This is a genomic window from Actinoplanes sp. NPDC051494 (genome assembly GCF_044454705.1).
Lineage (GTDB): Bacteria > Actinomycetota > Actinomycetes > Mycobacteriales > Micromonosporaceae > Actinoplanes.
On the sequence record NZ_JBITDZ010000011.1, the window covers coordinates 30,573 to 53,886 of the forward strand.

The 23,314-nt window shown below is 70.4% G+C and carries 22 protein-coding genes; 13 read left to right on the forward strand and 9 right to left on the reverse strand.

Annotation, left to right across the window (positions count from 1 at the left end):
• Positions 1–143: 143 nt before the first annotated feature.
• Together ACIA6A_RS31305 and ACIA6A_RS31310 are read left to right on the forward strand one after the other, a co-directional pair.
• Positions 144–1,289 (forward strand): glycosyltransferase family 4 protein, encoded by a 1,146-nt coding sequence (locus ACIA6A_RS31305; protein WP_396101564.1) that lies wholly within the window; start codon positions 144–146, stop codon positions 1,287–1,289.
• 21 nt (positions 1,290–1,310) lie between these two features.
• Positions 1,311–2,426 (forward strand): mannose-1-phosphate guanylyltransferase, encoded by a 1,116-nt coding sequence (locus ACIA6A_RS31310; RefSeq protein ID WP_396101565.1) that lies wholly within the window; start codon positions 1,311–1,313, stop codon positions 2,424–2,426.
• Here the strand turns inward: ACIA6A_RS31310 and ACIA6A_RS31315 are convergent.
• From ACIA6A_RS31315 to ACIA6A_RS31335, 5 genes are all read right to left on the reverse strand, one after another.
• Entirely contained in the window at positions 2,423–2,974 is a 552-nt protein-coding gene (locus ACIA6A_RS31315; protein WP_396101566.1) for an NUDIX hydrolase, read from the reverse strand. The two genes, ACIA6A_RS31310 and ACIA6A_RS31315, sit on opposite strands and share 4 nt — an antisense overlap.
• Positions 2,971–3,990 (reverse strand): coenzyme F420-0:L-glutamate ligase, encoded by a 1,020-nt coding sequence (locus ACIA6A_RS31320; protein ID WP_396101567.1) that lies wholly within the window; start codon positions 3,988–3,990, stop codon positions 2,971–2,973. Before ACIA6A_RS31320 ends, ACIA6A_RS31315 begins: the two co-directional genes overlap by 4 nt.
• Positions 3,990–4,946 carry a 2-phospho-L-lactate transferase gene (gene cofD / locus ACIA6A_RS31325; protein WP_396101568.1) on the reverse strand — a complete coding sequence of 319 codons (957 nt, stop codon included), beginning with the start codon at positions 4,944–4,946 and terminating at the stop codon, positions 3,990–3,992. The genes ACIA6A_RS31320 and cofD overlap by 1 nt, the downstream gene beginning before the upstream one ends.
• Positions 4,947–5,114: 168 nt before the next feature.
• Entirely contained in the window at positions 5,115–5,603 is a 489-nt protein-coding gene (locus tag ACIA6A_RS31330; RefSeq protein ID WP_396101569.1) for a hypothetical protein, read from the reverse strand.
• 779 nt (positions 5,604–6,382) lie between these two features.
• Entirely contained in the window at positions 6,383–6,616 is a 234-nt protein-coding gene (locus ACIA6A_RS31335; RefSeq protein ID WP_396101570.1) for a hypothetical protein, read from the reverse strand.
• Between the two features lie 436 nt (positions 6,617–7,052).
• On the opposite strand from ACIA6A_RS31335, the gene ACIA6A_RS31340 reads away from it, so the two are divergent.
• Entirely contained in the window at positions 7,053–9,545 is a 2,493-nt protein-coding gene (locus tag ACIA6A_RS31340) for a bifunctional FO biosynthesis protein CofGH (protein ID WP_396101850.1), read from the forward strand.
• A gap of 855 nt (positions 9,546–10,400) precedes the next feature.
• Complete coding sequence (locus ACIA6A_RS31345; RefSeq protein WP_015619224.1) at positions 10,401–10,658, forward strand: WhiB family transcriptional regulator; 258 nt, start codon at positions 10,401–10,403, stop codon at positions 10,656–10,658.
• Between the two features lie 82 nt (positions 10,659–10,740).
• Here the strand turns inward: ACIA6A_RS31345 and ACIA6A_RS31350 are convergent, their stop codons facing one another.
• Positions 10,741–11,106, reverse strand: a complete 366-nt coding sequence (locus tag ACIA6A_RS31350) for a metallopeptidase family protein (RefSeq protein WP_184999260.1) — start codon at positions 11,104–11,106, stop codon at positions 10,741–10,743.
• Positions 11,107–11,465: 359 nt separating this feature from the next.
• Here ACIA6A_RS31350 and ACIA6A_RS31355 point away from each other — a divergent pair, with 359 nt between their 5' ends.
• Positions 11,466–11,831, forward strand: coding sequence for a DUF3499 domain-containing protein (locus ACIA6A_RS31355; RefSeq protein WP_396101571.1), 366 nt, complete (start codon positions 11,466–11,468; stop codon positions 11,829–11,831).
• A gap of 5 nt (positions 11,832–11,836) precedes the next feature.
• Here ACIA6A_RS31355 and ACIA6A_RS31360 read toward each other — a convergent pair whose 3' ends face one another.
• Both ACIA6A_RS31360 and ACIA6A_RS31365 read right to left on the reverse strand, forming a co-directional pair.
• The gene (locus ACIA6A_RS31360; RefSeq protein WP_396101572.1) at positions 11,837–12,877 is read right to left on the reverse strand and encodes a polysaccharide deacetylase family protein; all 1,041 of its coding nucleotides are present in this window, start codon (positions 12,875–12,877) and stop codon (positions 11,837–11,839) included.
• 112 nt (positions 12,878–12,989) lie between these two features.
• Complete coding sequence (locus ACIA6A_RS31365; RefSeq protein WP_396101573.1) at positions 12,990–14,414, reverse strand: aldehyde dehydrogenase family protein; 1,425 nt, start codon at positions 14,412–14,414, stop codon at positions 12,990–12,992.
• Between the two features lie 188 nt (positions 14,415–14,602).
• On the opposite strand from ACIA6A_RS31365, the gene ACIA6A_RS31370 reads away from it, so the two are divergent.
• The 3 genes from ACIA6A_RS31370 to ACIA6A_RS31380 are packed head-to-tail and all read left to right on the forward strand — an operon-like array spanning position 14,603 to position 17,835.
• Positions 14,603–15,907 (forward strand): GAF domain-containing protein, encoded by a 1,305-nt coding sequence (locus ACIA6A_RS31370; protein ID WP_396101574.1) that lies wholly within the window; start codon positions 14,603–14,605, stop codon positions 15,905–15,907.
• Between the two features lie 33 nt (positions 15,908–15,940).
• Entirely contained in the window at positions 15,941–17,464 is a 1,524-nt protein-coding gene (locus ACIA6A_RS31375) for an aldehyde dehydrogenase family protein (protein WP_396101575.1), read from the forward strand.
• Positions 17,464–17,835, forward strand: coding sequence for a DUF779 domain-containing protein (locus ACIA6A_RS31380; protein WP_396101576.1), 372 nt, complete (start codon positions 17,464–17,466; stop codon positions 17,833–17,835). The genes ACIA6A_RS31375 and ACIA6A_RS31380 overlap by 1 nt, the downstream gene beginning before the upstream one ends.
• Here the strand turns inward: ACIA6A_RS31380 and ACIA6A_RS31385 are convergent.
• Positions 17,789–18,568 (reverse strand): class I SAM-dependent methyltransferase, encoded by a 780-nt coding sequence (locus tag ACIA6A_RS31385; protein WP_396101577.1) that lies wholly within the window; start codon positions 18,566–18,568, stop codon positions 17,789–17,791. The two genes, ACIA6A_RS31380 and ACIA6A_RS31385, sit on opposite strands and share 47 nt — an antisense overlap.
• Before the next feature lie 213 nt (positions 18,569–18,781).
• Here ACIA6A_RS31385 and ACIA6A_RS31390 point away from each other — a divergent pair, with 213 nt between their 5' ends.
• The 5 genes from ACIA6A_RS31390 (at position 18,782) to ACIA6A_RS31410 (ending at position 23,304) form a co-directional block, all read left to right on the forward strand.
• Positions 18,782–19,357 (forward strand): DUF3455 domain-containing protein, encoded by a 576-nt coding sequence (locus ACIA6A_RS31390; RefSeq protein WP_396101578.1) that lies wholly within the window; start codon positions 18,782–18,784, stop codon positions 19,355–19,357.
• A gap of 141 nt (positions 19,358–19,498) precedes the next feature.
• A complete protein-coding gene (locus tag ACIA6A_RS31395) occupies positions 19,499–20,878 on the forward strand; it encodes a phosphomannomutase/phosphoglucomutase (protein ID WP_396101579.1) in 1,380 nt (459 codons plus the stop codon).
• 47 nt (positions 20,879–20,925) lie between these two features.
• Complete coding sequence (locus ACIA6A_RS31400; RefSeq protein WP_396101580.1) at positions 20,926–21,126, forward strand: Trm112 family protein; 201 nt, start codon at positions 20,926–20,928, stop codon at positions 21,124–21,126.
• A 1-nt stretch (position 21,127) separates the two neighbouring features.
• A complete protein-coding gene (locus ACIA6A_RS31405; protein WP_396101581.1) occupies positions 21,128–22,348 on the forward strand; it encodes an SIS domain-containing protein in 1,221 nt (406 codons plus the stop codon).
• Positions 22,345–23,304: a cation diffusion facilitator family transporter gene (locus ACIA6A_RS31410; RefSeq protein ID WP_396101582.1), complete on the forward strand. Its 960-nt coding sequence runs from the start codon at positions 22,345–22,347 to the stop codon at positions 23,302–23,304. Before ACIA6A_RS31405 ends, ACIA6A_RS31410 begins: the two co-directional genes overlap by 4 nt.
• The last annotated feature ends 10 nt before the right edge of the window (positions 23,305–23,314 follow it).

Genomic DNA, 23,314 nt, shown 5'->3' on the forward strand with positions numbered 1-23,314 from the left:
CCGCACGACGGAGAGTGAACATCGGTGAGGTAACCGCGACGCTGACGTAACGGGGAGGTGACGGGGGCGTCGCGGTCGACACGGGATGCATCGAGCGGCGTACCCTTGGCCGTGGTCTGGCCCACAGCTGTGAGGAGTTGCACGTGACCGCCGGTCGTCCGCCCCGTGTCCTCGTCGACGCCACGAGTGTTCCCGCCGATCGAGGCGGTGTGGGCCGTTACGTCGACGGGTTGCTCGGCGCCCTCGGCGAGCTCGACCCCGACCGCCTGAACCTCGCCGTGGTGGCGCAGCGTTCAGATGCGGAGCGTTACTCCAGGATGCTCACCGGTGCCGAGGTCATCGCCGGTCCGTCCGCGGTCGCCCACCGGCCCGCCCGGCTGGCCTGGGAACAGACCGGGCTGCCGCTGCTGGCCCAGCAGGTCGGCGCCAAGGTGCTGCACTCGCCGTTCTACACGTGCCCGTTGCGGGCGGGTTGCCCGGTCACCGTCACCGTGCACGACGCGACCTTCTTCACCGAGCCGGAGCATTACGACAACACCAAGCGCACGTTCTTCCGCAGCGCGATCAAGACCTCGCTGCGCCGGGCCGCGCGGGTGATCGTGCCCAGCAAGGCCACCCGGGACGAGCTGATCCGGCTCCTCGACGCCGACCCGACCCACATCGACGTGGCCTACCACGGGGTCGACCAGACCGCGTTCCACGCGCCCAGCGATGAGGAGAAGGCCCGGGTCCGGGCCCGGCTGGGGCTGGGCAACTCCGGCTACGTCGCGTTCCTCGGTGCCAAGGAGCCCCGCAAGAACGTGCCCAACCTGATCCGGGGCTGGGCCCGCGCGGTGGCCGACTGGCCGCACCCGCCGGCCCTGGTCGTCGCCGGTGGTCAGGGCCACGACGACGAGATCGACCGGGCCGTCGCCGAGGTGCCGTCGCACCTGCGGCTGCTGCGTCCGGGCTACCTGCGGTACACCGACCTGCCCGGCTTCCTGGGCGGCGCGCTGGTGGCCTGCTACCCGTCGTTCGGCGAGGGCTTCGGCCTGCCGATCCTAGAGGCGATGGCGTGCGCCACACCGGTGCTGACCACGCCCCGGCTGTCGCTGCCCGAGGTCGGTGGCGACGCTGTCGCGTACACGACCGAGGACCCGGACCGGATCGCCACCGACCTCGCCGACCTGCTGCACGACGAGCCGCGCCGGCTGACCCTGGCCAAAGCCGGCTTCGACCGGGCCAAGGAGTTCACCTGGTCCTCCAGCGCGGAGGTGCATGTCGCCACGTGGAACCGCGTTTCTGCCTGAGGTTCGCTACACTCCGTGCGCATGAGTGAGAACCAGGGTGGGCTCTACGCCGTCATCCCCGCCGGCGGCAGTGGTACTCGTCTATGGCCGCTGTCCCGGGCTGGTCACCCGAAGTTTCTGCACCCGCTGACCGGGACGGACGCGTCGCTGTTGCAGGCGACGGTCGACCGGCTCCTGCCCATGACGGACGCGGCGCAGATCTACGTCGTCACCGGCGTCTCGCACGCCGCCGCGGTGTCCCGTCAGCTGACCGCCGTGCCGGAGGAGAACATCCTCGTCGAGCCGTCGCCGCGGGATTCCTGCGCGGCGATCGCGCTCGCCGCGGCGGTCATCGCCCGCCGCGACCCGGAAGCGATCATGGGCTCGTTCGCGGCCGACCACCTCATCGCCGACGGCGACCGGTTCATCGAGGTCATCCGCCAGGCCATGGCCGGCGCCCGCGAAGGCCTGCTGATGACCCTCGGCATCACCCCGACCCGCCCGGAGACCGGCTACGGCTACGTGCAGTGCGGCAGCGTGGTCGGCGAGGGCCCGGTGCTCGCGGTGGAGGAGTTCAAGGAGAAGCCGTCGTACGAGGTGGCCGAGGGCTACGTCAACTCGGGCAACTACCTGTGGAACGCCGGCATGTTCGTCTGGCGGGTCGACGTCTTCCTCAACGAACTCGCCCGCCAGCAGCCGCAACTGCACTCCGGTATCTCCCGGATCGCGCAGGACTGGGATTCCCCGGCCCGGGAGGACGTGATCGGCGAGATCTGGCCGACCCTGCCGCGGATCTCCGTCGACTACGCGGTGATGGAGGGCGCGGCCGCGGCCGGCCGGGTCGGCACCGTCCCCGGCGACTTCGGCTGGAACGACGTCGGCGACTTCCACACCCTCGGCGAGGTCCTCGCGGCCGACGCCGCCGGCAACGTCGTGGTCGGCAACGACCCGGAGGCCAGCGCCGGGGTCATGCTGCGCGAGTCCGAGAACCTCGTGGTGGTGCCGACCTCCGGCCGGCTCGTCGCCGCGCTGGGCGTCCGCGACCTGATCATCGTCGACACCCCGGACGCCGTGCTGGTCGTCCCGCGCGACCGGGCCCAGGAAGTCAAATCCCTGGTCGACGAGCTCAAAGCGACCGGCAAGGTCAGTTACATCTAAAGTCTCGCGAACGCCGGGGCGAACTGCTGGACCACACCGCTCGCCAGCGGGGACGGCAGTTCGCCGGCCGCGAACCACGCCAGGGCGGACGACTCGTCGCTGATCTGCTCGACCGCACCGGCCGGGCAGACCGCGAGGAACCGGACGTCGTAGTGCCAGGACTCCCCGGCCGGCTCACCGTCGGCCGGGGCACAGCGCACCGCGTGCACGTCGACGTCGATCGGATCCGGGTCGAGCCGCAAGCCGGTGATCCCGGACTCCTCGGTCGCCTCCCGCAACGCGGCCGCCGCCAGGGTGCCGTCGCCGGGCTCGCAGTGGCCGCCGACCTGCATCCACAGACCGAGCCGGCCGTGCAGGCAGAGCAGCACCCGCCGGTCCTCGCCGACGATCAGCGTGCTGGCCGTGACGTGCCCGGCCCGATGCGCCCGGGTCATCGAAACCGGTCCGGCGGACATCAGGTCGAGCGTACGGTGCCGTGCCAGCTCCGCCACGTCCGATGGGGCCCGCCAGCCGGTCAACGTGGTGACCGCGTTCTCGAACAGGCTCATGCGGCGGCTCCGGAAACAGCGATCGTCGCGCCCGCCTCGTCATAGGCGACCACGGAGGCCAGCCCTTCGGCCGCGAGCGCGGCCCGCAGCCGATGCACGTCGGCGCCGAACCGCATCAGGCCCGCCGGTGACGCGTCCGGCGCGGTGCACCGCAAGGTCTGCGGCGACTGTACGTGCACAGCACCGTCGAGCTTCGCCACCGCGATCGCCCGCTCCACCGCCTCGGCCGGCGCGGGAACGTCGGTCGTGACGTCCCGCAGCGTGGCGGCCGCCGTGAGCCCCGAGGCCCGCGCCTCGGCGGTGCCCAGCGAGAACATGTCGCTGCCCGCGTCGCGCAGCAGCACCGCGGCACCCGGACCGTCGTCCTGCAGACCCGCACCGGGATAACCCCGCACGACCGCGACCGGCACCTGGTCGCACTTGCCCTTGACCAGCTCGCCGGCGGCGGCCAGCTCGTCGATGACCGCCATCTCGGTGAGCTGCAACTCGTTGCCGTACGGATCGATCTCGCCGCGATGGTCCCGGACCGGGGAGATGCCCGCCGCACCCAGCGCGACATCGGTCAGCCCGTTGCGCCATGCCCGGCCCATGGTGTCCGACACGATGACGCCGACCCGCACCCCGCGCGCCGCGAGATCCGCCCGCAGCCGGCGCGCCGACGCGTCCGGCGAGACCGGGAGCAGCACCAGATGGGTCTTGTCGACATTGGACGCGTCGATGCCCGCGGCGGCCATCACGAACCCGTGGTGCGTCTGGACGATCGAGGTCTGACCACGCCGCGCCACCACCCGCCGGGTCTCCGCCGCCAGCACCCGGGCCCGGGCCTCGTCGCGCTCCGGCCCGTCCGCCGGGACCTCGACCAGGCGGCCCTCCGCCTTCGACACGATCTTGCTGGTCACCACCAGCACGTCACCGTCATGCAGCCACGGCGCGTTACGGGTGATCAGCTCGGCCAGGTCGTCCCCGGCCGTCACGTCACCGATGCCCCGCACCGGCAGGATCTCCACGCCGTCCATCACGCCACCCCCGCAAGATCCAACGCCGAAGCGACCATCGAGGACGTCGCCTCCTCGTCCTTCATCCACAACGGCACGGCTTTCACCCGTACCCCCGGGATTTCGGTCTTGTCGTCGGTCTCGTCCACGAGCCAGCCGTCCAGCAGCCCGCCGTCGGCCCGGGCGCCATAGAGGCCACCGACACCCGCCGCGCTCACCTCGACACCCACCGTCGCCAGGCAGCGGTCGGCCATGCCCCGAACCGGCGAGCCGTCGATGATGGGCGAAACCCCGATCACCGGCGCCGGGCCGTTCGCCACGGCCGCACGCAACTCGGGTACGGCCAGGATGGGCGCGATCGACACCACCGGGTTACTGGGAGCGAGCAGCACCACGTCAGCGGCGGCGATGGCGTCGAGCACCCCGGCGGCCGGTTTCGCGGTCTCAGCCCCGACGAAGACGAACCGGTGCGTCGGCACGTTCCCGCGGTAACGCACCCACCACTCCTGGAAGTGGATCGCCTTGCGCTCACCCTCGACATCGACGACGACGTGCGTCTCCAGCCGGTCGTCGGTGGCCGGGACCATCGTGACGCCCGGCTGCCAGCGCTCACACAGGGCGGCGGTGACCTGGGAGAGCGGATAGCCCGCGGACAGCATCGTGGTGCGCACCAGATGCGTCGCGGTGTCCTTGTCACCCAGCCCGAACCAGGTCGGCTCGGCGCCGTACTTCGCGAGCTGTTCCTTCACCACCCACGTCTCACCGACCCGCCCCCAGCCGCGGTCAGGATCCGCGGCCCCACCCAGCGTGTACATCACACTGTCCAGATCCGGGCAGATCTGGAGGCCGTGCATCCGAACATCGTCACCGACATTCACCACCGCCGTGACGTCAGCACCGATTCGTCGCGCAAGGGCGCGCACACCCACCAGGAACCGGGCGCCGCCGATCCCCCCGGTCAGGACCACGATCCGCATCCGACCATCCTTGCGCACCCGGCGCCGGATCGCGGCCCGTGGGTGCCGGGTGTGACGTGAGTATCGGGACTAGGCTGGGCGCGCCTGCCCCGAGTCCCCGAATCCAGGAGAGCCGCTGTGACCAGTACGCCGCCGCAGCCCGGCGGGTCCCGACCGGACCAGCCCAGCTCAGCCCCGCCCAGCCCGTCCGTGGCGGCTGGCCCGTCCGTGGCGGCCGGCCCTGCTTCTGTGGCCGGGCTCATCCGGCCGCTGCGGGACCTGGCGGTGTACGCACTGATCGGCGCACCCGCCATCTGGCTCTTCGTGGCGATCATCCGGCTCGTCCCGTCCGGGATCGGCCTGGACTTCCTCACCCGGGCCCAGCAAAGCTTCTACAGCTACATCAACCTCGAAACAATCCTGATGCCGCTGGCGGCGGTCCTCCTGGCCCACCTGGTCGAACCCCGCCACCCGCAGGTCCGCCTGGTGACCATCGTCGCCCTCGCGGAATATGCGGTGGCCGCGTTCTTCAGCGTGGTCTTCGGTTTCCTCATCGCCATCGTCAAACTCGCCAGCTTCAGCATCCGGGTAGCGTTCGAAGAACTCCTGGTCCGAGCCGCTTGGCTCGCGGTCTTCGCGCTGGCGGCCTACGCGGTCTTCCTGATCTGGCGAAAGCACTACTTCACCCCCCGGCCCGCCAAGCCCCAGCCGGCCCCGGGCCAGTACCCCGGCGCCCAGCAGTGGGGCCAGCAGCCCCCGTCCCCCTGGGGCCAGCCCACCCCCGGCCAGCCGGGTTACGGTCAGCCCGGTCCCGGTCAGCCCGGTCCCGGTCAGCCCGGCTTCGGTCAGCCCACCTCCGGACAGCCGGGTTACGGCCAGCCCACTTTCGGTCAGCCCGGTCCTGGTCAGCCCGGTCCTGGTCAGCCCGGCTCCGGCCAGTCCGAGTTCGGTCAGCCTGGATACGGTCAGCCTGGATACGGTCAACCTGGTCCCGGTCAACCTGGTCCCGGTCAACCTGGTCCCGGTCAGCCTGGTCCCGGTCAGCCTGGGTACGGTCAGTCCGGGTTCGGCCAGCCTGGATACGGACATCCCACCTCGGGCCAGCCGGCCTTCGGTCAGCCCACCTCGGGCCAGCCGGGCTATGGGCAACCTCAGTCCGGTGGTCAACCCGGGTGGGTGCAGCTGCAGCCGGGCCAGGCGACCCCCTACGACCAGCCTGCCTACGGTCAGCAGCAGTACGGCCAGCCTCCCCTCGGCCAAAGCCAGCCGGGCCAATTCTCCCCGGGCCAGTCCTTCCCGGGCCAGTCCTTCCCCGGCCAGTCCTTCCCCGGCCAGCCGGCGCCGGGACAGTCCTCGGCGGGGAGCGCTTCCTCGGGCCAGTCGCAGTCCGATCAGGGCGGCCATGGCGAGCCCTCCGCGGACTGGGACCAGACGCCTTCCTGGGGCGGACCCACCTCTCAGCAGCCCACCGTGACCCGCTCACCCGGCGCGAGCCCGAACGCCCCGACCGCACCGGCCTCAACTCCACCGGCCTCAACTCCGCCGGCCTCAACCCCGTCGGCCTCAACCCCGTCGGCCCAGGCCCCGTCGACCGCAGCCCCGTCGACCGCAGCCCCGTCGACCGCAGCCCCGTCGACCGCAGCCCCGTCGACCGCAGCCCCGTCGACCGCAGCCCCGTCGACCGCAGGCACGCCGACCACCTCAACCCCGCCGGCATCGCCCGCGCCGGGTTCGGATTGGTCGGCGTCAGGTCAGCCGGGATCGGGTCAGCCGGGATCGGATCGGTCATTCTCTGACCAGCCGATCCTGGAGCAGCCCACATCGGGTCAGCCGGCTCCGGCCAGCACCCCGCCGGGGCCGTTCGCCCCGTCACCGGGCCATCCCTACGCCACCGCGGAGCCCACCGAGGTCATCTCGGCCCGCGACCCCTCGGACGAGCGTACCCAGATCGTTCGCGAGGACCCACCCCGTAACTGACAACTTTCCGACGACCCCGGTGGCGACGCGCGAGCGTACGTTGCCGGGGCCGTTTTTGTTCTTTCCGCCAGTGATTTTGCCGTGTTTGAGAGCACTGTCGACTCGAGCGCAGACGATCTGATTCCGGCCTAGGCTGCACGGGTGGCAGCCGTGGATTCACCGCCGACCGAAGCCAGTATTCGCCGTGCGCTCAAGCGTGCCGCCGAGGGAAAGGCGATCGACGCCGAGGAAGCCGGCGCGCTCTTGGCCGCCGACGGGCCTCACCTGGACGAGCTGCTCGCGATCGCGGGCGGGGTCCGTGACGCGGGCCTGCGTGAGGCTGGGCGGCCGGGCGTCGTCACGTACTCGAAGAAGGTCTTCATCCCGTTGACCCGGCTGTGTCGCGACCGCTGTCACTACTGCACGTTCGCGACGGTGCCGCACCGCCTGCCCGCCGCGTTCCTGGAGCGCGACGAGGTTCTCGCCATCGCCCGTGAGGGTGCGGCGCAGGGCTGCAAAGAGGCCCTTTTCACGCTCGGCGACCGCCCCGAGGAGCGCTGGCCGGCGGCCCGGCAGTGGCTCGACGAGCGGGGCTACGACTCCACCCTCGACTATGTACGGGCCTGCGCGATCGCGGTGCTCGAGGAGACCGGCCTGCTGCCGCACCTGAACCCGGGTGTCATGGGCTGGGCCGACCTGCAGCGGTTGAAGCCGGTCGCACCGAGCATGGGCATGATGCTGGAGACCACCGCGACCCGGCTGTGGTCCGAGCCGGGCCAGCCGCACTATGCGTCGCCCGACAAGGAGCCCGCGGTCCGACTGCGGGTGCTCGCCGACGCGGGCCGGGTCGGGGTCCCGTTCACGACCGGCATCCTGATCGGCATCGGCGAGACCCGGGCCGAGCGGGCGGACGCCATCTTCGCGATGCGCCGCAGCTCCCGTGAGTACGGCCACATCCAGGAGATCATCGTCCAGAATTTCCGGGCCAAGCCGGACACGGCGATGCGTGGCATGCCCGACGCCGAGCTGCGTGAACTGGCGGCGACCGTGGCGGTCACCCGGGTCATCATGGGACCCCGCGCCCGGGTCCAGGCCCCGCCCAACCTCATCGACTCCGAGTACGGTTTGTTGCTGCGCGCGGGCATCGACGACTGGGGTGGCGTGTCGCCGGTCACCCCCGACCACGTCAACCCCGAGCGTCCCTGGCCGCAGATCGAGCAGCTGCGGGAGATGTCGGCCGCGGCCGGTTTCGAGCTCCGCGAACGCCTCACGATCTATCCCGAGTACGTCCGCCGCGGCACCGAGGGCTGGCTCGACCCCCGCCTCGCCGCGCACGTCGCCGCCCTGTCCGAGCCGTCCGGCCTGGCCCGCGAGGATGCTGTTCCGACCGGCCTGCCCTGGCAGGAGCCCGACGACGCCTACTCGACCGGCCGCACCGACCTGCACGCGACCATCGACACCGAGGGCCGTACCGGCGACCGGCGCAGCGACTTCGACTCGGTCTACGGCGACTGGGACGAGGTGGCCGCCCACATCACCACCGACTCCTCGGTGCATCTGGAGAAGGACGTCCTCGCCGGCCTGCGCCTCGCGTCCGGCGACCCCGCGAAACTCCTGCTCCCCGAGCACGAGGAGCAGGCCATGGCACTGTTCAACGCGGACGGCCCGGCCCTCGACGAACTCGCCCGCATTGCCGATGGCCTGCGCAAACAGGTCAACGGCGACGACATCACCTACGTCGTCAACCGCAACATCAACTTCTCCAACGTCTGCTACGTCGGCTGCCGCTTCTGCGCCTTCGCGCAACGCGAGAAGGACGCCGACGCCTACCGTCTCTCCGTCGACCAGGTCGCGGACCGCGCGGAGGAAGCTTGGCGCGACGGTGCCACCGAGGTCTGCATGCAGGGTGGCATCGACCCCAAAATGCCCATCACCGCGTACGCGGACCTGGTGCGGGCCATCAAAAAACGGGTCCCGGACATGCACGTCCACGCGTACTCACCCATGGAGATCGTCACCGGCGCGGCCAAAGCCGGTGTCTCCGTCCGGGACTGGCTCACCGAGCTGCACGAGGCCGGCCTCGACACGATCCCCGGCACAGCCGCCGAGATCCTCGACGACGATGTCCGCTGGGTCCTGACCAAGGGCAAACTCCCGGCCTCCGCCTGGATCGACGTGGTCACGACGGCTCACCAGGTAGGAATCCGCTCAAGTTCCACCATGATGTACGGCCACGTCGACCATCCCCGGCAATGGCTGAACCACTTCCGCGTCCTGGCCGGCATCCAGGACCGGACCGGAGGCTTCACCGAGTTCGTCGGTCTCCCGTTCATCCACACCAACGCGCCCATCTACCTGGCCGGCATCGCCCGCCCCGGCCCCACCTGGCGCGAGAACAGGGTGGTCCACGCGATGGCCCGGGTCCTGCTGCACGGCAGAATCGACAACATCCAATGCTCGTGGGTCAAACTGGGCGACGAGGGCACCATCGCCATGCTCGACGCGGGTTGTAACGATCTGGGCGGAACCCTCATGGAGGAGACCATCTCCCGCATGGCCGGCTCCGAGAACGGCTCCGCCCGTACGGTCGCCGAGCTGAAGGAACTGGCCGCCCGCGCAGGCCGTCCCGCGGCGGAACGAACAACAACCTACGGCCGCCGTTAGCCCACTCCAGGCAGAACCACCGCCACCCCGCGTCGCCCGGCCAAGTCGGCCCGGCCCGGCCCGGCCCGGCCCGGCTCGGCTCGGGCCGGACCACCTGCCTGCCCGGCTCGGCCTGGTTTGGCCGCCCGGCCCGCTGTACCGACTTGATTCAGGGATGCCTCGACTTGGACCGAGCCCCCCGCGCTACCCGCTGGCCTGCGGATATCAGTCGGCTGCTTCCTCGGTGGACCAGCCTTACCGCTGCGCCTGCGGCGTCGAGGTCCGCACGTGCCGGTTCGCGAGGGCCGGACAGATCCGCGCTGCTCGGATGGCGGTGGACGATGGTTTCGCCGCCCACGCCATCCCTGCCCCAGCCGCCCCGTAACGTCCGGCGTGCTCTGCAGCTGTTGGCCGACCACTGCCCCCGGGCAACTGCGACCGGTCAGATGCGCTGTCGCCCGCATGCCGCCGGGCGTACGGGGGATTTGGCTGGGGTTTCGCGCGATGGTCCCGTACGCGTGCTGGAAAGTGTCGTTGATCGGTCTGTTGGGGTGTTCCTTACCACGGGTGGTCCGGAACAAGGTGGTGGCTAGATCACAAATTGGGGTAATTTGGACGCGACGCGCCGACTCAGCGTTACCTTGCGACCGCTGAAAGAGATAGGGCTGGAACGGGACCGTGAGGTGACGACGGCGCCGCGCGGAAACGGGCCTATTTATCAGGTTCGGCTTGACGACGCACGTCTTACACGCGTGTAATTTCGGTGGGGTTGTGGGATTGGGGCGTCGCGAACCGCTCCATTTCCGCAAGAAACACGCCGCGTGCGTGGGGGGTCAGCGCTGGCATCGCTGCCGGCGCGGAAAAGGAGGCACGCCGATGGAAGCGCAGGTAGAAGGGGTCGACCTGCTCGGGGACGCGCCCGAGTGGCAGGAACGTGCGCTCTGTTCGCAGACTGATCCGGAGGCATTCTTCCCGGAAAAAGGCGGTTCGACGCGCGAGGCGAAGCGAATCTGTGGCCGCTGCGACGTCAAGGCGGAATGCCTTGAGTATGCACTCGGTCACGATGAGCGATTTGGTATCTGGGGCGGGCTCTCCGAGCGGGAGCGCCGGAAGCTCAAGCGCCGGGTCGCTTGACCTGGCGGCTCTCGTAACGAGGCCGGGGGGCACGTGACGAGAGCTGAACAGGTAGGGGCGGGCTGTCACCCCGGGGGTGGGGTTACGAGAGCTCGTCCGGGTCGACCCCGAGCAGGTTGGCGACCTGTTCGATGATCACGTCGTGGACGAGGTCGGCGAGGTCTTCCCGGTCCATAGCGCGGAATTCCAGCGGTCGGCGATAGAGCACGATCCGCGGCGGGAGTTCCTGGCGCCCGGGGCGGCCCGGCAGCAGGCGGGCCAGCGGCACCTCGCCGTCCTCGAGCACGTCGGAGTCGTAGACGTTCAGGTCCGGCGGGACGTCCTCGACGGCGAACTCGACGCCGGCCAGTTCCTTGGCGTATCGGCGTTCGAGGCTTTCGACCGTGTCCAGGACAAGGTCGTCGAAGATCTCCGCCTTGGTACGGGCGAGCGGCACGGTGGCGGGCACGAGCCGGCCACGAAGCCCGCGCCCGTGCCGATCGCGGCGTGCGGGGCGACCGGGTCCCGCGGCGCGCGCGGCCCGGCCCGGGTCTGCACCGGCCCGGTTCGTTTCGGAGCCGGCCCGGTTCGTTTCTGAGCTGACTCGACCCGGCTCTGAGCCGGGTCGGCGGCGGTCGGGACTGGTAGTCACGCCGCCAGCCTAGCCCGCGAACGGCGTCGGCCGTGGTCAGGCTGTGTCGGGCGCGTTGCGGGAATGGGAATTTCGTCCCATTGGGACGGCGTGTCGGAGCACCATGTCAAAATCGTGATGCATGGTGGATCGGCGTGTCGCGACGGCATCCGCGCGCTTAGAGATAACGTGCCGCCGTGAGGTCCCCACGGCGCTGCTCCCGTAACGGCTGTCCCCGACAGGCGGTCGCCACCCTGACCTACGTCTACAACGACTCGACGGCGGTGGTCGGCCCCCTCGCCGCCTTCGCCGAGCCGCACACGTACGACCTCTGCGAGCCGCACGCCCGCAGCCTCACCGCCCCCCGAGGCTGGGAACTGGTTCGCCACGACGGTGATTTCGCCCCGCCGCCGCCGACCACGGACGACCTGGTCGCGCTCGCCGACGCCGTCCGTGAGGCGGGCCGCCCGGCCCCGCCGCCCCGCCCGGAGGAGCACGACAACCTCCCGGGTCACCAGACCGGCCGCCGCGGGCACCTGCGCGTCATCCCGCCGTCCCACTGACCCGGTCATCGCAGGGCGATCAGTTCGAAGCGCTCTTTCAACCAGGGCAGCAGCGTCTTGTACGCGGTGATGGTCCCAGGCTGCCCGAAGTCATGTGACAGCACGATCGAGCCGGCGCCGGTCTGCTGCTTCACCGTCTTGATCACGCGGGCTACGTGGGCGTCGCCGGACTCGCCGGCCGGGTGTTCCCAGTCGCGGGTGTCGACCTGCCAGTAGATCGAGGTCATCCCCAGCTCGGTGGCCGCCTCGACGAAGGCCGGGGTGAAGTTCCCACCGGGCGCGCGCATGAACGTGATCTCGGCGTCCGGAACCGCGGCGTGGATCGCCTCGTTGGTCTTCTCCAGGTCGGTACGGATCGTGTCGGGGCTCTCCTTGCCAAGCGTCAGACTGTGGTTCCACGTGTGGTTGCAGAGCGTGTGACCCTCCTCCGCGATCCGCCGGACCAGGTCGGGATGGGCCGCGGCCTGCTGACCGACGAGGCAGAACGTGCCCTTAACCCCTTCCTCGGCCAGCAGGTCCAGGAGCTTCGGCGTCTGCACCGGGTCGGGGCCGTCGTCGAAGGTCAGCGCCACGCCCGCTTCCCCGGTCTTCATCAAGCTGTTCGCCGGCCCGCCGTGGTGAGCGGAAGCCGGGTGCGAGGTCGCCGCTTCCGACGGCGAGCTTTCCGGATCGGGTGCCGTCTCCTCCTCGGAAAGGGAGGAGGCGTCCTCGGAAGCGGAGGGCGTGCTTCCGGAGGAGGGCGATGTGTCATCCGAAGGCGAGTCCGGCCCCGGCTGCTCCGCGGACGACCCATCCGTGGACGACCCATCCGCGGACGACCCGTCGGTGGTGGGCCCCTCGCTGGTAGGACCGTCGGAGGTGGACCCGTCGGTCGAGCTGTCGGCGGGCTCCTCGGCGTCTCGGCCGGCGTCTCGGTCGGCGGCCCGGTCGGCGGACGCGGACGACGGCGCCACCCAGGTGGGCCGGCTCTCCGACGCCCACGCCGTGCCGCAGCCGGCGAGCCCGGCCAGCGCGAGGCCGGTCACCATCACCTTGAGGTTGCGCATCTCCACATCTCCGTCCGCGAAAGCAGCACTAAGGACGGAATGAAATATGGTCGCCACCGGCGCATAAAAGATCGTGCGCACCGAGGGGTGGCACACATGGGGGAGAGCTACCTCAGATTTCCACCCCCGTGAGCACCATGACCCGGGGCTCGGTGTAGTCGTCCATCGCGCTCGCCACGCCCTCGCGCCCGACACCGCTGCCCTTCGAGCCGCCGTACGGCATCTGGTCAGCGCGGTAGCTGGGCACGTCACCGACGATCACGCCACCGACGTCGAGCCGACGGTGGGCCGCGAACGCGGTCTGGATGTCGTGGGTGAAGATCCCGGCCTGCAGGCCGTACGCGGAGTCGTTGATCGCGGCGAAGCCGGCCTCGTCGGAGGCCACCGGCGAGACGACCAGGACCGGCCCGAACACCTCCTCCGTCATCACCTTGGCATCCGCCGGGACGTCCGTCAGGACGGTCGGGGGATAGGTCGCGCCCGCACGCTTGCCACCGGTCAGCACGGTGGCGCCACCCGCCACCGCCTCGTCGACCCAGACCTCGACGCGTTTCGCCGCGTCCTCGCTGATCATCGGGCCGACCTCGACCGTGGGGTCGGTGGGGTCGCCGGTCTTCAGGGCCTCGACCGCGGTGATGAGGCGGGGGAGCAGGTCCAGTGCCTCATGCACGAACACCCGCTGCACCGCGATACAGCTCTGGCCCGCCTGGTAGTTGGCGAACGTCGCGATGCGTTGCGCCGCCCAGTCGAGATCCTTGTCGCTGCCGTAGTCGGCGCAGAGCAGGACCGCCGCGTTGCCGCCGAGCTCCAGCGTCACGTGCTTCTCGGGGGCCGCGCGGCGGATCTGCGCCCCGACCGGCCCGGAGCCCGTGAACGACACGATCGGTAGTCGCGGGTCGGCGACCAGAGCGGCGGCACGGTCGTTGGGGATGGGCAGCACCGAGAACATGCCCGCCGGCAGGTCGGTCTCGGCGAGGATCGAGCCCAGCAACAATGCGGTCAGCGGGGTGGCCGGGGCCGGCTTGAGCACGATCGGCGCCCCGACCGCGATCGCCGGGGCGACCTTGTGGGCGACGAGGTTGAGCGGGAAGTTGAACGGCGAGATGCCCAGGACCGGGCCCCGTGGCACTCGCTTGACCAGGGCGATCCGTCCGGTGCCGCCGGCGTCGGTGTCGAGGCGCTGCACCCCGCCGGCGAACCGCCGGGCCTCCTCGGCCGCCCAGCGGAACACCGAGACGGCGCGGTCCACCTCGATCAGCGCCCACTTGAGCGGCTTGCCGTTCTCCGCGGTGATCAGCTCGCCGATCTCCTGACGACGCTCGGCGAGGCGTCTCGAGACATGGTCGAGGGCCGCCGCGCGGACGTGCGCGGGCAGGGCCGCCGCCTCGTCCGCCACCGCTGCCGCCGCCGCGACCGCCGCCTCGACCTGGTCGTCCTTGGCCCAACTGGTGTGCCCGACGACCCGGCCGTCATAGGGATGGGTGACCGTCACCTCTTCGTCGCCGTGCGCCGGCGCGCCTGCCACATAAAAGTCCACGCGGCAAGCCTATGCCGGTCGGAGCCCGGTGACCCGGCTCGTCGGAGGGCCTGTGGATAACCCGGGTCGACCGCTCGAGCCGCCTGTGGACAACTCCGGGCCCGGCTCCGGGCCGCCGGTAGAACAAAGGAGCGGCTGTTGTGGCCGGCGGTGACGTGGGTCACGATAAAGATGACTGGAGGTACGGCATGCCCAATCCCTGGCTCGCCCTCGATCTCGGTGCCGATCCCGCGGAACGGATCAGTGAGGTCGGCCGTGCCCACGAGCAGTTCCTGACCTCCTGGCCGACCCAGACGGGCGGAAAAGAGGAGCAGCGCGGGCCCCGGGCCGGCCTCCGGTCGGTGGTCGCCGAATCGTGGCGGCGGTCGGCCGGAGCGTCCGTCAGCCCGGACAGTACGGCGCCGATCGACCTGAGCGACGGCGACCTGGAGGCCTACCGGGCGGCACATCCGCTGGCCCGGGTGCTGCCCATCTTCCGGGACCTGCTGGGTGGGCTCGCTGAGGACGGCACCCATCTGATGGCGGTCTGCGATGCCCATGGCCGGCTGTTGTGGGTCGAGGGACATACCGGGGTGCTGCGGGGCGCGGAGTCGATGAATTTCGTGCCGGGAGCCCGCTGGGACGAGGCGCATGCGGGGACGAACGCGCCGGGGACCGCCCTGGCCGTCGACCACTGCGTGCAGATCTTCGCGACCGAGCATTTCACCCGGGGTGTGCAGCGATGGACGTGCGCCGCGGCGCCGATCCACGACCCGGTGACCGGGCGGCTGCTCGGCGCGGTCGACCTGACCGGCGGTGACCATCTTGCCCATCCGCACAGCCTGGCGCTGGTGCGGGCCACGGCGCTCGCGGCGGAGGCCTTCCTGATGCGGAGCACCCCGGCGACCGCGACCCTGTCCGTGCTCGGGCGGGAGGACGCGCTGCTGACGATCGGCGGGAAGCAGATCCGGCTGAGCCCTCGCCACTCGGAGCTTCTCTGTCTGCTGTTGGTGCATCCCGATGGGCGCAGCGGCGAGCAACTGACCGTCGATCTCTACACCGACGACCTCAACCCGGTGACCGTACGCGCTGAGTTGTCGCGGCTGCGCCGGATCCTCGGACCGGAGCTCCTGGATTCCCGGCCCTACCGGGTGCGCGGTGACCTGGCGGCGGATTTCCTGACCGTGACCCGGCTGCTGGACAAGGGGCTGGTCGGTGAGGCACTCGCGGCCTATGCCGGTCCGTTGCTGCCGTCCTCGGACGCGCCCGGGGTGATCCGGCTGCGGGGTCTGCTCGACTCCCGGCTGCGCGCCGCGGTCCTCGCGGCCGGCCGTGGCGACCTGATCAGGAGCTGGCTCGCCACCTCGTGGGGCGCGGAGGACCTGCAGATGTGGGAGGCCTATGCCGCCTGCCTGTCACCAGGTGCGCCGGCCCGGCTCCAGGCCGCGGAACGAATCACCCAGCTCGCCGTCGAGTACGGGCTTGCAACGTCCGTGCAACGTCCCCGTAACTAGCGTCGCCCCTGAGCATGGGAAGGGGAGCAAGCCATGACTGTCTACAAGGCGCCCGGCACCGAGGGTTCGATCGTCAGTTACGAGAGCCGCTACGACCACTGGATCGGCGGCGAGTATGTGCCTCCGGTCAAGGGCCAGTACTTCGACAACCCGTCCCCGGTGACCGGGCAGACCTTCTGTGAGATCGCCCGGGGCACCGCCGACGACGTCGAGCGGGCACTGGACGCGGCGCACGGCGCCGCGCCGGCCTGGGCACGCACCTCGGTCGCCGACCGCGCGAACATCCTGAACAGGATCGCCGACCGGATGGAGGCGAATCTCGAAGCGCTGGCGGTCGCCGAGACCTGGGAGAACGGCAAGCCGGTCCGGGAGACCCTGGCCGCCGATCTGCCGCTGGCGGTCGACCACTTCCGCTACTTCGCCGGTGCTCTGCGGGCCCAGGAGGGCACGCTCGGCGAGATCGACGACGACACCGTCGCCTACCACTTCCACGAGCCGCTGGGCGTGGTCGCGCAGATCATCCCGTGGAACTTCCCGATCCTCATGGCGGTCTGGAAGCTGGCTCCCGCCCTGGCGGCCGGCAACGCGGTGGTGCTGAAGCCCGCCGAGCAGACCCCGGCGTCGATCCACTACCTGATCTCGATCATCGGTGACCTGCTGCCGCCGGGCGTGCTCAACATCGTCAACGGCTTCGGTGTCGAGGCGGGCAAGCCGCTCGCGTCGTCGAAGCGGGTGGCCAAGGTCGCCTTCACCGGGGAGACCACCACCGGTCGCCTGATCATGCAGTACGCCTCCGAGAACATCATCCCGGTGACGCTGGAGCTCGGGGGCAAGAGCCCGAACCTCTTCTTCGACGACGTGAGCCGCGCCGACGACGACTTCATGGACAAGGCGCTCGAGGGCTTCGCGATGTTCGCGCTCAACCAGGGTGAGGTCTGCACCTGCCCGTCGCGCGCGCTGATCCAGCGTGGGCACTACTCGGACTTCCTGGCCGCGGGCGTCAAACGCGTGGAGAACATGAAGCAGGGCAATCCCCTGGACACCGACACCCAGGTCGGCGCGCAGGCGTCCAACGACCAGCTCGAGAAGATCCTGTCCTACATCGATATCGGTAAGCAGGAGGGTGCGAAGGTCCTCATCGGTGGCGCCCGGACGGAACTCGGCGGCGACCTGGCGGGTGGCTACTACGTGCAGCCGACCGTCTTCGAGGGGTCCAACTCGATGCGGATCTTCCAGGAGGAGATCTTCGGCCCGGTCGTCTCGGTGACGTCCTTCTCCGACTTCGCGGACGCCATCAAGACCGCCAACGACACGCTGTACGGCCTGGGCGCGGGAGTCTGGACCCGGGACGTCAACCAGGCGTATCGGGCCGGCCGCGAGATCAAGGCCGGCCGGGTGTGGACCAACTGCTACCACCAGTATCCGGCGCACGCGGCGTTCGGCGGCTACAAGCAGTCGGGCATCGGCCGGGAGAACCACAAGATGATGCTCGATCACTACCAGCAGACGAAGAACCTGCTGGTCAGTTACTCGCCGAAGGCGATGGGCTTCTTCTGATGAGTGCCCGGGTCGAGGTGACGCCCGCGGCGGCCGAGGTACTCCGGTCGCTGCGGGGCCGGCACGGGCCGTTGATGTTCCACCAGTCCGGTGGATGTTGCGACGGCAGCGCTCCGATGTGCTACCCGGATGGGGAGTTCCGCACCGGATCCAGCGACATCCTGCTGGAGGAGCTGCACATCGACGGGGTCGAGGAGCCCGTCCAGTTCTGGATGAGCGTCGCGCAGTATGAAACCTGGAAGCACACACATCTGACGGTCGATGTGGTGCCGGGCCGGGGCAGTGGTTTCAGCCTGGAAGCCCCCGACGGGGTGCGCTTCCTGATCAGGAGCCGGCTGATGTCCGCCCCACCGCGAAGCGGAAGTGATTGATGAACCGGTAACCCCCGCCCTCCTCCCGGAACGCCGTGGCGGCGGCGATCACCTCGGGAGCGAGGGCGGGATCCTCGCCCAGCAGGATCCCGCGCACCAGCGCGTCGTCGCCGGCCACCAGCCACGGCACCGCGACCAGCCCGGCCGCGACCACCACGAGCCCGCCATCCGTCAGCAGCTCCTCAAGCCCACCGGCAGCCCGCAGATCACCATCCGCCCCACCGTCGGTCGGGAGGGCGTCGGTCGGGAGGGCGTCGGGTGGGAGGGCGTCGAGTGGGGGGTCGTCACGCAGCACGCGGTCCAGGGCGTCCAGGTCGTTGAGGGACCGCTCGGCCCAGTTGGCCACCGCGATGTGTCCACCCGGCCTCGTCACCCGGGCCATCTCGGCCAGGCCGTCGTCGATGTCCTCGGCGAACTGCAGCGAGTTGAACGCTGTGACCAGGTCGAAGGTACTGTCCGGCCAGGGCAGCGACGACGCTCCGGCCTCCCGGACCTCGTCCGCGCGGGGCCGGGCGAGGGCGAGCATCCCGGGTGCGGGGTCGGCGCCGGACGTCAAGAGCCCGTGTTTCCCCGCGTACGCGAGGAAGTCGCCGCTGCCGCACCCCACGTCGAGCACGCGTGTCCCGGGCCCGGCGCCGCTCGCGGCGAGGACGGCATGCCAGGCCGGCTCGCCGAAACCGCCCCAGGCCGCGGCCCAGTCGGCGGCGACCTCGGACCAATGATCTTCACTCACCTGGTCACCTTGCCACGGCGGGTAGGGGAGCCCACCGTACGGATTGCGATTAAAGGGCAAATATCAGACAAAAAGCCCCTCGCATTTCGATATCCATGGATTCACGTTGGCCGATCGGGTAACGTCTAGCGGCCATTTGGGGCAATCGATGAACTGTGGCGAGGGTGCGCGCCGTAGGACGCGTCGGACATCCGAGTAATAAGGAGCACCGCCATGCGTTCCCCCGCTCGTACCGCAGTCCTCGCCGGCGCCGCAGTGGCCGTCGTCGGGGCGCTGACCGCAGTGACCTTCCAGGCTTCCGCCGCCGAGCAGGCGCGACCCCGGCCCACCGCCAGCCCCACGGCCACCGCCAGCCCCACCCCGGCCGCCTCCACCGTCCCGGGGATCAACCCGCCGGCCGGACTGCGCAAGATCGGCGTCTACAAGGTCGCGTCCGGCACCCAGACCTACACCTGCGCCGCCGGCTCGTTCGCCGGTGCGTCGGTGCCCGAGGCCAAGCTGGTCGGCACCGGTGGCTGGCTGCACCACTTCAAGGGCCCGAGCTGGCAGTCCACGCGCGACCAGTCGCTGGTCACCGCGACCAAGGTCGGCGAGAAGGCCAAGGCCGGCACCATCGCTGAGCTGCTGCTGCAGGTGAACAGCCACAGCGGCCCGGCCACCGGCGTGCTCGCGAAGGCGGCCTACATCCAGCGGCTCGGCACGTCGGGTGGCGTGGCTCCGGCCGGCACCTGCACCGACGGTGCCACCAAGGCTGTGCCCTACGGTGCCACGTACGTCTTCTGGGGCTGATCAACTGGGAGCGGCCCGCTGTGCACAGAGTGACAGCGGGCCGTAACAACACCGAGACGGTGGTGCCATCCAGTTGCCACGTGGTGGCTACCAGCGCTCCGTTAGTCTCGGCAGGACAGTAAATCGCCCAAGGAGTGTGCGTTGACTGACCTGTCCCAGCTCGTGAAGGCGTACGACGTACGGGGCATCGTGCCCGAGCAGCTCGATGAGACCGTTGCCCGTGCCCTGGGTACGGCTTTCGTGGAGATGTTGCGGGAGTCCGGCGACGACGCCGACAAGATCGTCATCGCTCACGACATGCGCGAGACCGGCCCGAGCCTGGCCGCCGCTTTCGCCGCCGGTGCCAACTCGGCCGGCTCGTCGGTGGTGCACATCGGTCTGGCCTCCACCGACCAGCTCTACTACGCGTCCGGGGTGCTCGGCCTGCCCGGTGCCATGTTCACCGCCAGCCACAACCCGGCCCAGTACAACGGCATCAAGCTGTGCCGCGCCGGCGCCCGGCCGGTCGGGCAGGACAGTGGCCTCATCACCGTCCGTATCCGGGCCGAGGAGCTGCTCTCCGACCTGGGTGCGGTCGGTGAGGTGCCCGAGGCCGTCGAGCACGTCGACCTGCTCGCCGGGTATGCGGAGCACCTGCGCTCGCTCGTCGACCTCTCCGGCATCCGGCCGCTCAAGGTGGTCGTGGACGCCGGCAACGGCATGGGTGGCCACACCGTCCCCGCCGTGCTCGGTGACCAGCTGCTGGCGGCACTGCCGCTGGAGATCGTGCCGATGTACTTCGAGCTGGACGGTTCGTTCCCGAATCACGAGGCGAACCCGCTCGACCCCGCCAACCTGGTGGACCTGCAGGCCGCGGTCCGTGAGCACGGCGCCGACCTGGGGCTCGCGTTCGACGGCGACGCCGACCGCTGCTTCGTGGTGGACGAGAACGGCGACCCGGTGTCCCCGTCCGCGATCACCGCGCTGGTGGCCAAGCGGGAGCTGGCCAAGGCGCCCGGTGCCACGGTCATCCACAACCTGATCACCTCCGCGGCCGTACCGGAGATCATCAAGGAGAACGGCGGGGTCCCGGTGCGCAGCCGGGTCGGTCACTCCTTCATCAAGGCCGAGATGGCCCGTACGAACGCCATCTTCGGCGGTGAGCACTCGGCGCACTACTACTTCCGCGATTTCTGGTTCGCCGACACCGGCATGCTCGCCGCGATGCACGTGCTGGCCGAGTTCGGCAGCCAGGACGAGCCGCTGTCCGAGTTCGCCGCCGAGTTCGAGCGGTACGCCGCCTCCGGTGAGATCAATAGCACGGTTGCGAACGCGAAGGCGACGATCGAGAAGGTACGCGCGGCGTTCCCGGACGCGGTCGTCGACACCCTGGACGGCCTGACGTTCCAGCTCAACGACGGCTCCTGGTTCAACCTGCGCGCTTCCAACACCGAGCCGCTGCTGCGCCTGAACGTCGAAGCGGCGAAGCCGGACCGGATGGCTGCGCTGCGGGACGAAGTGCTGGCCATCGTGCGCGGTTAGGATCACCTGGTCCATAGGTAATCCCCGCGTCACGAAGGAGCCGTTCGGTGGCCCTCGACCCGCAGTTGCTGGAGATTCTGGCCTGCCCGGACACGCACCACGCGCCGCTCGGGTACGACGCGGCCGCGAAGACCCTGACCTGCACCGAGTGCGGCAGGGTCTTCGAGGTGCGTGACGACATCCCGGTGCTCCTGCTGGATGAGGCCGGGCCCGCCGCAGGTTCCGGCGCGCAGAGTGAGGTGTCCTGACATGGCCAGCCCCAGGGAGAGCGGCGCCGGTCTGACCGGCCGCCGGGTCGCCGACGAGTCCTTGCTCGCCGACGAGAAGGCAGTGCTGGCGAACGACCCGGGTGGCATGCTCCGCGCCACCGCGTCCGCCGGTGCCCAGGTGCGTGAGTCGGCGGCGCTGGCCGCCGAGGCCAACCTGACCCTGCTGGCCGACGAGGGCCGCCCCCGGGCGGTCGTCGTCGCCGGCATCGGCACCGCCGGCCTGACCGGCAACATCCTGGCCACGGTCGCCGGGCCCCGCTGCCCGGTCCCGGTCATCGGGCACCGCAGCGCGGGTGTGCCGGGCTGGGTCGGCGCCGCGGACGTGGTCATCGCGGTCTCCGCCTCCGGGCGCAGTCCCGAGGCGCTGGCCGCCGCCGACGCCGCCGCCCGCCGGGGTGCCCGGCTGGTCGCGATCGGCAATCCCGACTCCGAGCTCCAGGCCATGGCCGAGCGGGCCCGGGCGCCGTTCATCCCGGTGCCCCGCCGCGCCCCGGCCCGGGCCAGCCTGTGGGGCCTGGCCGTGCCGGTGCTGCTGGCCGCCCGTGCCCTCGGCCTGGTCAAGGTGAACGAGGCCGACTTCGCCGAGACCGCCGCCCGCCTCGACGCGGACGCCGAGCGCTGCCGCCCGGGTGCGGAGAATTTCGTCAACCCGGCGAAGGCCCTGGCGCTCGACCTGGCCGGCTCGGTGCCGGTCATCTGGGGTTCGTCCCCGCTGGCCACGGTCGCCGCCCGGCGCTTCGCGGACACGCTGGCCGCCAACGCGCGGTATCCGGTGATGGCCGGCGCGCTCGGCGAGGCCGGTCGTGGCCGGGTCGGGCTGCTCGACGGCCCGTTCGGCGGGCTCGCCGAGTCGACCCGGGACATCTTCGCCGACCCGGACGACGAGGAGGCCACCACCCGGCTGCGGCTCGTCGTGTTCCGCGACGGCGGTCTCAACCCGGAGGACGAGGCGGACGAACCGGTCGCCGTCGAGGAGCGCCGGGCGGAGGCGGTCCAGGTGCTCGCCGAGCGCCGTGGCGTGCGCTGTGACGTGCTCACCGCGGAGGGCGGATCGGCGCTGGAGCGGCTGGCGTCGCTCACGGCGGTGCCCGACTTCGCCTCGATCTATCTCGCTCTGGCGCACGGCCTCGACCCCGTGGCCGTACCCGCGATCAACGAAATGAAGGAACTGAGCAACCCCATGCCGGAGAACAGGCCGTGAGTGCTGGCGGCGGCAACAAAGCGATCATCGCGGCGCTGGGGGCGAACCTCGGCATCGCGCTCACCAAGTTCCTGGCCTGGCTGCTGACCGGGTCCTCGTCGATGCTCGCCGAGGCGATCCACTCGGTCGCCGACTCCGGCAACCAGGCCCTGCTGCTGCTCGGCGGCAACAGATCCAAGCGCAAGGCCACCCCCGAACACCCCTTCGGGTACGGACGGGAGCGCTACATCTACGCGTTCATCGTCTCGATCGTGTTGTTCAGCGTCGGTGGTCTCTTCGCGATCTACGAGGGCTACCACAAGGTCCAGCACCGGGAGGGCATCCACGAGTGGCAGTGGGTGCCGGTGGTGGTGCTCGGCATCGCCATCTGCCTGGAGGGTTACTCCTTCCGGACGGCGATCAAGGAGTCCAACCACACCCGTGGCAAGCAGTCCTGGGTCAACTTCGTGCGCCGCGCCAAGGCCCCCGAGCTGCCCGTGGTGCTGCTCGAGGACGCCGGCGCCCTGGTCGGCCTCGTACTGGCGATGTTCGGCGTGGTCCTGACCCTGATCACCGGCAACGGTGTCTGGGACGGCATCGGCACGCTCGCCATCGGCGCGCTGCTGGTCATGATCGCGATCATCCTGGCGATCGAGACCAAGAGCCTGCTGCTCGGCGAGGGCGCCAACCCCGAGGACGTCGTCAAGCTGGAGAAAGCGATCACCGCCGGCCCCGGCGTGGAGCGCATCATCCACATGAAGACGCTCTACCTCGGCCCCGAGGAGCTCCTGGTCGCGGCGAAGATCGCGGTCCCGCGCACGGAGAGCGCCGAGGAGGTGGCCCGGCACATCAACGAGACCGAGGTACGCATCCGCGAGGCGCTGCCCATCGCCCGGGTCATCTACCTCGAACCGGACATCTACCACCCGCAGAAGGACCAGCCGACCGCGTCGCAGGACGCCGTCACCGCACACTGAGATGGGGAGG

Bases quoted from the DNA above. Each gene is read 5' to 3' on its own strand.
- ACIA6A_RS31405 (WP_396101581.1), top strand. From the start codon at position 21,128: ATGGCCAGCCCCAGGGAGAGCGGCGCCGGTCTGACCGGCCGCCGGGTC.
- ACIA6A_RS31390 (WP_396101578.1), top strand. From the start codon at position 18,782: ATGCGTTCCCCCGCTCGTACCGCAGTCCTCGCCGGCGCCGCAGTGGCC.
- ACIA6A_RS31370 (WP_396101574.1), top strand. From the start codon at position 14,603: ATGCCCAATCCCTGGCTCGCCCTCGATCTCGGTGCCGATCCCGCGGAA.
- ACIA6A_RS31380 (WP_396101576.1), top strand. From the start codon at position 17,464: ATGAGTGCCCGGGTCGAGGTGACGCCCGCGGCGGCCGAGGTACTCCGG.
- ACIA6A_RS31345 (WP_015619224.1), top strand. From the start codon at position 10,401: ATGGAAGCGCAGGTAGAAGGGGTCGACCTGCTCGGGGACGCGCCCGAG.
- ACIA6A_RS31315 (WP_396101566.1), bottom strand. From the start codon at position 2,974: ATGAGCCTGTTCGAGAACGCGGTCACCACGTTGACCGGCTGGCGGGCC.
- ACIA6A_RS31310 (WP_396101565.1), top strand. From the start codon at position 1,311: ATGAGTGAGAACCAGGGTGGGCTCTACGCCGTCATCCCCGCCGGCGGC.
- ACIA6A_RS31375 (WP_396101575.1), top strand. From the start codon at position 15,941: ATGACTGTCTACAAGGCGCCCGGCACCGAGGGTTCGATCGTCAGTTAC.
- ACIA6A_RS31320 (WP_396101567.1), bottom strand. From the start codon at position 3,990: ATGGACGGCGTGGAGATCCTGCCGGTGCGGGGCATCGGTGACGTGACG.
- cofD (WP_396101568.1), bottom strand. From the start codon at position 4,946: ATGCGGATCGTGGTCCTGACCGGGGGGATCGGCGGCGCCCGGTTCCTG.
- ACIA6A_RS31360 (WP_396101572.1), bottom strand. From the start codon at position 12,877: ATGCGCAACCTCAAGGTGATGGTGACCGGCCTCGCGCTGGCCGGGCTC.